Source organism: Catenuloplanes niger (assembly GCF_031458255.1).
GTDB lineage: Bacteria > Actinomycetota > Actinomycetes > Mycobacteriales > Micromonosporaceae > Catenuloplanes > Catenuloplanes niger.
In genome coordinates this window covers 8,228,070-8,235,509 of record NZ_JAVDYC010000001.1, presented here as the reverse complement: position 1 = coordinate 8,235,509, position 7,440 = coordinate 8,228,070, and the positions used below count along the sequence as shown (strand labels likewise).

Here is a 7,440-nt window from a genome sequence, read left to right as displayed (position 1 = left end):
CGCAACCGCTCTCTGCTCGAGGTTTGTCCGTTATGCCGGTTCGGTCAGTCGGCGCGGTCCATCGCCTCCTGCAGGCTGCGCGGGCGCATGTCGGTCCAGTGCTGCTCCACGTAGGCCAGGCTCGAGTCCCGGTCGGACGGCCCGAACACGGTCTGCCAGCCGGCCGGGACCTCGGCGAACTCGGGCCAGAGCGAGTGCTGGCCCTCGTCGTTCACGAGCACCAGGAATACGCCGTTCTCGTCGTCGAACGGATTCGTCATCGCAATTTCTCCAATTCCCAGGAATGGTTCTACCGGGCGGCGACGGCGCCGTCGGCCAGCTCGGGCCGGCCGGGCACCGGCTCGGACGGTGACGTGCCCAGCGCCACGATCCGGTTGCCCTCGTCGACGTGCACGACCCGGGGCGCGTGACCGGCGAGCTCGGCCTCGGAGAGCATCGCGTAGGTGATGACGATGACCAGGTCACCGGGGTGCACGAGATGCGCGGCGGCACCGTTGACGCCGATCACGCCGCTGCCGGCCGGGCCGGTGATGGCGTAGGTCTCCAGGCGCGCGCCGTTGGTGATGTCGACGACCTGGACGCGCTCGCCCTCGACGATGTCGGCCGCCTTCATCAGGTCGGCGTCGATGGTCAGCGATCCCACATAATGCAGATCGGCCTGGGTGACGGTGGCGCGGTGAATCTTTCCGTTGAGCACGATGCGCTGCACTTCGTCTCCTGTCGTGATGCATTCAGCGTGAACGCCGGTCGATACGTTCGGCGGGCACACGTCATCGGCCCGTACGCGGCGGTAAGGCCCCGTACCGGCTGCCACTGGTGGATCCAGCACCTCGCAGACGAGGAGGAAGACGCCCGACGGCGGATCACATCCGTCGATTCCTCCGGAACTTAGGCTAGGCTAACCATGGTCACTCGGTCCCGCAAGGCCTTGATCACCATGCGTGTGCCACACCACGCATCGACACCGATACCACCAGCCACGATGAACGACGGATGACGTGGTGAAACCGATTTCTCACCCCGCGCGGTCCCGCGTTTCGGAACACTGTGCCCGGTGACCTCGATGACCCGGCTCAACCGCGCCACGCTCGCCCGTCAGCTGCTGCTCGCACGCGCGCCGCTGTCCACGCCGGACGGCGTCCGCCGGGTGGTCGCGTTGCAGGCCCAGTCGCCCGCGTCGCCGTACCTGGCGCTGTGGAACCGGCTGTCCGGCTTCGACCCGGCCACGCTGGACGCCGCCTTCGCGGACAGCACCGTGGTCCGGGCCACGCTGGTCCGGATGACGCTGCACGCGGTGCACGCGGACGACTGGCCGGTCCTGCACGGCGCGATGGCGCCCCGGCTGCGCGACGGCCGGCTGTACGACCAGCGCTACCGGGGCACCGGACTGTCCGACGTGGACGGCGACGCGCTGCTGCCCGCGCTGGCCGAGTTCGCCGCGACGCCGCGCACCGGCGCGGACATCGAGGCGATGCTCGCGGAGCGGACCGGTGTGCCCGGGCGGTGGGTGTGGTGGGCGCTGCGCACGTTCGCCCCGTTGCGCCACGTGCCCACCGGCGGCCCGTGGGCGTACGGGCCACCGCCCGCCACCTACGTCGCCGCCGCCGGCTCGCGGCCGACCGAGCAGGCGGCGCAGGAGCTCGTGCTCCGCTACCTGGAGGGCTTCGGGCCGGCGACGCCGCAGGACATCGGGCAGTTCAGTCTGCTGACTCAGTCGGCGATCCGGCGCGCCGTCGACCGGCTCGGCGACCGCCTGGTCCGGCTCGGCGGCCGGCTGCTGGACGTGCCGGGCGGCGCGCTCCCGGACGAGGACACGGTCGCGCCGCCCCGGCTGCTGCCGATGTGGGACAGCGTCCTGCTCGCCTACGCCGACCGCAGCCGCGTCGTACCGGCCGCGTACCGTCCGGTGATCTTCCGCCGGAACGGCGACGTTCTGCCGGCGGTGCTGGTGGACGGGCGGGTCGCCGGCGTGTGGCGGGTGACCGGCGAGGGCGTCGAGATCACCGCGTTCCACCCGCTCGGCGAGGAGACGTGGCACGGGCTGACCGGCGAGGCACGATCCCTGATCGCGTTCCTGGCCGGGCGCGACCCGGCGGTCTACGGCCGCTACGGCCACTGGTGGCGCAAGGAGCTGCCGGCCGCCCAGGTGCGGGTGCTGTGCTGAAACGATCAAAACATCCGGGCGCGACGGCCCGGAATCGGCACGAACGCCCGGAACAGCAGCTCGGGCCGCGGATTAGCACGATCTACGCGTCGATTCCGGTGAACGTGCGCAGCTTCGCGACGCGATGCGTGAAGCGGGCCCGGTAGGCGGACGCGCTCATCCCGTAGTGCGCGCGGAACCGCCGGGCGAAGTAGTTCGGGTCGGGCCAGCCGACCAGCTCGCCGATCCGGCCGATCGGGGTGTCCGTGTGCAGCAGGCGGTCGGCCGCGATCTCGACCCGGTGCCGGTTCAGGTAGGCCATCGGCGGCAGGCCGGTCGCGGTCTTGAACACCCGGACCAGGTGGCCGGGCGTCAGGTGCAGCGCGTCCGCGAGCGCGGTCAGGCTCCACGCGTACGCCGGGCGCTCCTCCAGCAGGTGCATGGCGCGGGTCACCGCCGGATGGGTGCGGCCGGGCGCGGCGCCGACGTCGAAGACGGACCGGGCCAGGTGGCTGAGGAACAGCGCGAGCCGGCCGATGATGTCGCCGCGGTGCAGCGCGACCGGCAGTGCGCGCAGCCGGTCGAGCGCGTCCAGGTGGGTGAGCGACTCGGCCAGCGCGTCCCCGGTCAGCCGGGTGGTGAGGATGCCGCGGCGCCGGTCGGAGTACGGCCCGGTCCACAGCAGATAGCCGAGCATCGGGTCGCCGCGCATCCAGGCCAGCTCGCGCTGCAGCAGCTCGGTGGAGAAGCAGCAGTTGTAGAGGTCCAGCCCGCGGCACTCCTCGTAGCCGTGCCAGACGCCGGGCCGGAGCAGGATCGCGTCGCCGACCTCGAGCCGCCGGCGCCCGGACAGGCTGTGGTGGGTGCCGGACCCGCCGACCACGACCGCGATCTCCACGAAACTGTGCGTGTGCGTCTCGTGCACACCCTCGTGCAGGTAGTGGCCCGCGTAGGCGACCGACCCGTCGATGAAGTGCAGCATCGAGCGCGTGTTGTCCACGGGGGGCGGCGCCGACATGGGCCGACGATAGGCCCGATGCGCATTCTGTGCTAGAGGCCGCGCATCCGGGGCTATGTCGGGGGTCCCTTCCGGCCGGAGGATCGACGCAGGCGAAACCTAGCCGTAACACCGTTCCAGCGCCCGTGAATCGTTACATCACCGGGGAGTGCCATGTTCCCGACCGCCGTCCGCTTCGAGCACCACGCCGGCCCCGTCCTCGGCATCGGCACGGCCACGCCCCGGCTCTCCTGGTGGCTGCCCGACGAGCACGACCGGCAACGGGGGTACGAGGTACGCGTCAGCCGCGGCGGCCGCACCGAGACGTTCGCCCGCGAGGGTGCGGACCAGGTGCTGGTCGCGTGGCCGGACACCCCGCTGCGGTCCCGGGAGCGCGCCGAGGTGACGGTGCGGGTGCGGGACGCCGGCCACGGGTGGAGCGGCTGGAGCACGCCGACCACGGTCGAGGCGGGCCTGCTCGCGCCGGACGACTGGTCGGCCCGGTTCATCAGCCCGCGCACCGGCCCGGACGACTCGTCCCCGATCCTCTCCGCCGTCTTCACCACGCCCGGGACCGCCGCCGCGGGTGGCGTCGTCTCCGCCCGGTTGTACATCACGGCGGAAGGGCTCTACGAGGCGTCGATCAACGGGGAGCGGGCCGGGGACGCGCTGCTCACGCCCGGGTGGACCGCCTACCGGCACCGGTTGCGATACCAGACCTACGACGTGACCGGGCTGCTGCGCGACGGCGAGAACCGGATCGACGTGCAGCTCGGCAACGGCTGGTGGCGCGGGCACCTCGGGTTCCGGCACGAGCGCGCGCTCTACGGCGACCGGCTCGCGCTGCTCGCCCAGCTGGAGATCACCCACGCGGACGGCAGCACCCGGACGGTGGGCACGGACGCGTCCTGGACCGCGCGCACCGGCACGATCGTCGCGGACGACCTCTACGACGGTCAGCGCACGGACCTCACCCGTACCGGCGGGGAGGTCGTCGCCCTTGATCTGGCCGACGGCGATCCGCGGCGGCTGTGCGCGCCGGACGGACCGGCCGTGCGGGTCACCGAGACCGTACCGGCGGTGGAGATCAGCACCTCGCCGAGCGGTGCCACGCTCGTCGACTTCGGCCAGAACCTGGTCGGCTGGGTGCGGCTCACCGTGCGCGGTCACCCGGCCGGTCATGAGATCCGGGTGCGGCACGCGGAGGTGCTGGAGCACGGCGAACTCGGCGTCCGGCCACTGCGGACCGCGAAGGCCACGGACACCTGGGTGCTGGCCGGCCCGGACGAGACGGTGCTCGCACCGTCGCTGACGTTCCACGGCTTCCGGTACGCCGAGGTCACCGGCGTCGACGGGCTGCGCCTCGAGGACGTGCGGGCCGTCGTGGTCGGCACCGATCTGCGGCGGACCGGCTGGTTCGAGTCGTCCGACGAGCTGCTGAACCGGTTCCACGACAACGTGGTCTGGAGCATGCGCGGCAACTTCCTGGACGTCCCCACGGACTGCCCGCAGCGCAACGAGCGGCTCGGCTGGACCGGCGACATCCAGGTCTTCGCCCCCACCGCGAGTTTCCTGTTCGACAGCGCCGGGTTCCTCACCTCCTGGCTCGCCGACCTGGCCGCGGAGCAGCACAGCGACGGTTCGGTGCCGTTCGTCGTGCCGGACGTGCTGCGCGGCACCGGCCCGGCCGCGGCCGCGTGGGGCGACGCGGCCGTGATCGTGCCGTGGACGGTCCACCGGCGCACCGGCGACCTGGAGGTGCTGCGCCGCCAGCTGCCGAGCATGCGCGGCTGGGTGGACCGGGTCGCGGCGCTGGCCGGCGACGATCTGCTGTGGACCGGCGGCTTCCAGTTCGGCGACTGGCTGGACCCGTCCGCACCGCCGGACGAGCCGGCCGCGGCCAAGGCCGACCCGGACGTGGTGGCGACCGCGCACCTGGCCCGCTCCGCCGAACTGACCGCTCAGGCAGCCGCGGCGGTCGGCGACCCGGCGGCGGCCCGTCACTACCGGAACCTGGCCGAGCGGGTACGGGCGGCGTTCGCGGCCGAGTACACGACCGCGTCCGGGCGGGTGCTCAGCGACGCGCCCACGGTCTACGCGCTGGCGCTGTGCTGGGCGCTGCTGCCCGGCGAGGAGCAGCGGCGCCGGGCGGGGCGGCGGCTGGCCGACCTGGTGCGCACGTCCGGGTTCCGGATCAGCACCGGGTTCGTCGGCACCCCGCTGCTGGCGGACGCGCTGACCGATGCGGGCGAACCGGAGCTGGCCTACCGGCTGCTGCTGCAGACCGGCTGCCCGAGCTGGCTCTACCCGGTGACGATGGGCGCGACCACGGTCTGGGAGCGGTGGGACAGCATGCTCCCGGACGGCAGCATCAATCCGGGCGAGATGACGTCGTTCAACCACTACGCGCTCGGCGCGGTCGCGGACTGGCTGCACCGGACCGTGGCCGGGCTGGCACCGGCCGCACCCGGCTACCGCGAGCTGCTGATCCGGCCGGTACCGACCCCGGCGCTGAGCTTCGCCCGGGCCCGGCACCACACGCCGTACGGTGTCGCGCACGCCGGCTGGGAACGCGCGGACGGCCGGCTCACGGTGCGGGTCACGGTCCCGGCCGGCAGCACCGCCACCGTCTTCCTGCCCGGCGCCGCAGAGCCGCTCCACGTCGGGCGCGGCCGGCACGCGTGGACGGTCCCGGACCCCACCCCACCCGCCGGGACGCCGGACACGATCCGGGCGCTGATGGACCACGCACCACTGTGGACGAGCGTGGTCGAGGCCGCGGTCACGTCCGGCGTGGCCCGCGACGAGGCGCACCTGGCCCGGCAGCTCGGCCCCTATCTCGACCGGCCGGCGACGGAGTTGTCCGACGCCGCCACCGCGTACGGGTTCGCACCCGGCGCGGCTGCGCTGCGCGCCCGCCTGGACGCGCTGCTCGAGCGATCCCGCAAGGATGCTGCTCGATCGACACCGCGAGGATTCCGTGGAGGCACCCCATGAGAAACCGACTGATCGTCACGGCCGTGGCCGCGCTGCTGGCGCTGACCGCGTGCTCCCCCGGCAGTCTCGGCGACAGCGACGACGGGACGCTCACGCTCACGTTCCTGGTCGACAACTCAGCCGAGTCGCTGAAGCCGGCCGAGGCGCTCGCGAAGGGCTTCACCGCGGCGAACCCGGACATCACCATCGACGTGGAGACCCGGCCGCAGGGCAGCGAGGGCGACAACGTGGTGAAGACCCGGCTGTCGACCGGCGACATGAGCGACATCTTCCAGTACAACTCCGGGTCGCTGTTCCAGGCGCTCGCGCCCGCGCAGAACCTCGCCCCGGTCACCGACCAGCCGTTCGCCGCGCGGCTCGACGACAACTTCCGGCGGACCGTGACCGCGGACGGGCAGCTGTACGGCGTGCCGTTCAACGCGTCGATGGGCGGCGCGGTGCTCTACAACAAGGCGGTCTACGCCCGGCTCGGGCTGACCGTGCCGAAGACGTGGGCGGAGTTCATGGCGAACAACGCGCGGATAAAGGCGGCCGGCGGGATCGCGGCGGTCGTCCAGACCTATCAGGACACCTGGACGTCGCAGCTGTTCGTGCTCGCCGACTTCCACAACGTGGCCGCGGCCGAGCCGTCGTTCGCGGCCGACTACACGGCCAACCGGACGAAGTACGCCACCTCGCCGGCGGCGCTGCGCGGCTTCCAGCACCTGCAGGAGGTGCACGACGCCGGATATCTCAACGACGACTTCGCGTCCGCGAAGATGGTCGACGGGCTGGCCCGGCTGGCCGAGGGCCGGGGCGCGCACTACCCGATCCTCACGTCCGTGGTGACCAGCCTCGCGACCGACCATCCCGACCGGATCGGCGACATCGGACTGTTCGCGGTGCCGGGCCCGGACGCGGCGACGAACGGGCTGACCGTGTGGGCGTCCGCCGGCGTCTACATCCCGAGGTCGACCGAGGGCGAGCGGCTCGACGCGGCCCGGAAGTTCCTCGCGTACGTGGCCAGCCCCGAGGGGTGTGCCGCGTTCGCCGAGGCGAGCCCGCCGAGCGGGCCGTACATGGTGAAGGGGTGCACGCTGCCGGCCGGCACGCCGCAGGCGATCCTGGACATGCAGGCGTACTTCGACACGCCCGGCGCGTCCAGCCTGGCGCTGGAGTTCCTGTCGCCGGTCAAGGGACCGGCGCTGGAGCAGATCACGGTCGAGGTCGGCTCCGGCATCCGGCCGGCCGCGGACGGGGCCGCGCTCTACGACCGGGACGTCGAGAAGCAGGCGCAGCAACTCGGCCTGCCGGGCTGGTGACG

6 protein-coding genes are annotated in these 7,440 nt (G+C 72.7%); 3 read left to right on the top strand and 3 right to left on the bottom strand.

The features are described from left to right. Nucleotides 1-44: 44 nt before the first annotated feature. Both J2S44_RS36215 and panD read right to left on the bottom strand, forming a co-directional pair. Nucleotides 45-260: an MbtH family protein gene (locus J2S44_RS36215; protein ID WP_310423702.1), complete on the bottom strand. Its 216-nt coding sequence runs from the start codon at nt 258-260 to the stop codon at nt 45-47. A gap of 29 nt (nt 261-289) precedes the next feature. Continuing rightward, the gene (panD, locus tag J2S44_RS36210; RefSeq protein WP_310423699.1) at nt 290-709 is read right to left on the bottom strand and encodes an aspartate 1-decarboxylase; all 420 of its coding nucleotides are present in this window, start codon (nt 707-709) and stop codon (nt 290-292) included. Nucleotides 710-1,063: 354 nt separating this feature from the next. On the opposite strand from panD, the gene J2S44_RS36205 reads away from it, so the two are divergent. Then, complete coding sequence (locus J2S44_RS36205; protein ID WP_310430092.1) at nt 1,064-2,164, top strand: winged helix DNA-binding domain-containing protein; 1,101 nt, start codon at nt 1,064-1,066, stop codon at nt 2,162-2,164. Between the two features lie 82 nt (nt 2,165-2,246). Here the strand turns inward: J2S44_RS36205 and J2S44_RS36200 are convergent, their stop codons facing one another. Further along, nucleotides 2,247-3,161, bottom strand: a complete 915-nt coding sequence (locus J2S44_RS36200) for an AraC family transcriptional regulator (RefSeq protein WP_310423696.1) — start codon at nt 3,159-3,161, stop codon at nt 2,247-2,249. Between the two features lie 153 nt (nt 3,162-3,314). Here J2S44_RS36200 and J2S44_RS36195 point away from each other — a divergent pair, with 153 nt between their 5' ends. Both J2S44_RS36195 and J2S44_RS36190 read left to right on the top strand, forming a co-directional pair. Then, nucleotides 3,315-6,137, top strand: coding sequence for an alpha-L-rhamnosidase (locus tag J2S44_RS36195; RefSeq protein WP_310423693.1), 2,823 nt, complete (start codon nt 3,315-3,317; stop codon nt 6,135-6,137). Further along, nucleotides 6,134-7,438 carry an ABC transporter substrate-binding protein gene (locus J2S44_RS36190; RefSeq protein WP_310423689.1) on the top strand — a complete coding sequence of 435 codons (1,305 nt, stop codon included), beginning with the start codon at nt 6,134-6,136 and terminating at the stop codon, nt 7,436-7,438. Before J2S44_RS36195 ends, J2S44_RS36190 begins: the two co-directional genes overlap by 4 nt. Nucleotides 7,439-7,440 lie beyond the last annotated feature (2 nt).

Excerpts from the sequence above, each read along its gene's own strand:
- J2S44_RS36205 (WP_310430092.1), top strand. The coding sequence starts at position 1,064 with ATGACCCGGCTCAACCGCGCCACGCTCGCCCGTCAGCTGCTGCTCGCA.
- J2S44_RS36215 (WP_310423702.1), bottom strand. The coding sequence starts at position 260 with ATGACGAATCCGTTCGACGACGAGAACGGCGTATTCCTGGTGCTCGTG.
- J2S44_RS36190 (WP_310423689.1), top strand. The coding sequence starts at position 6,134 with ATGAGAAACCGACTGATCGTCACGGCCGTGGCCGCGCTGCTGGCGCTG.
- J2S44_RS36195 (WP_310423693.1), top strand. The coding sequence starts at position 3,315 with ATGTTCCCGACCGCCGTCCGCTTCGAGCACCACGCCGGCCCCGTCCTC.
- J2S44_RS36200 (WP_310423696.1), bottom strand. The coding sequence starts at position 3,161 with ATGTCGGCGCCGCCCCCCGTGGACAACACGCGCTCGATGCTGCACTTC.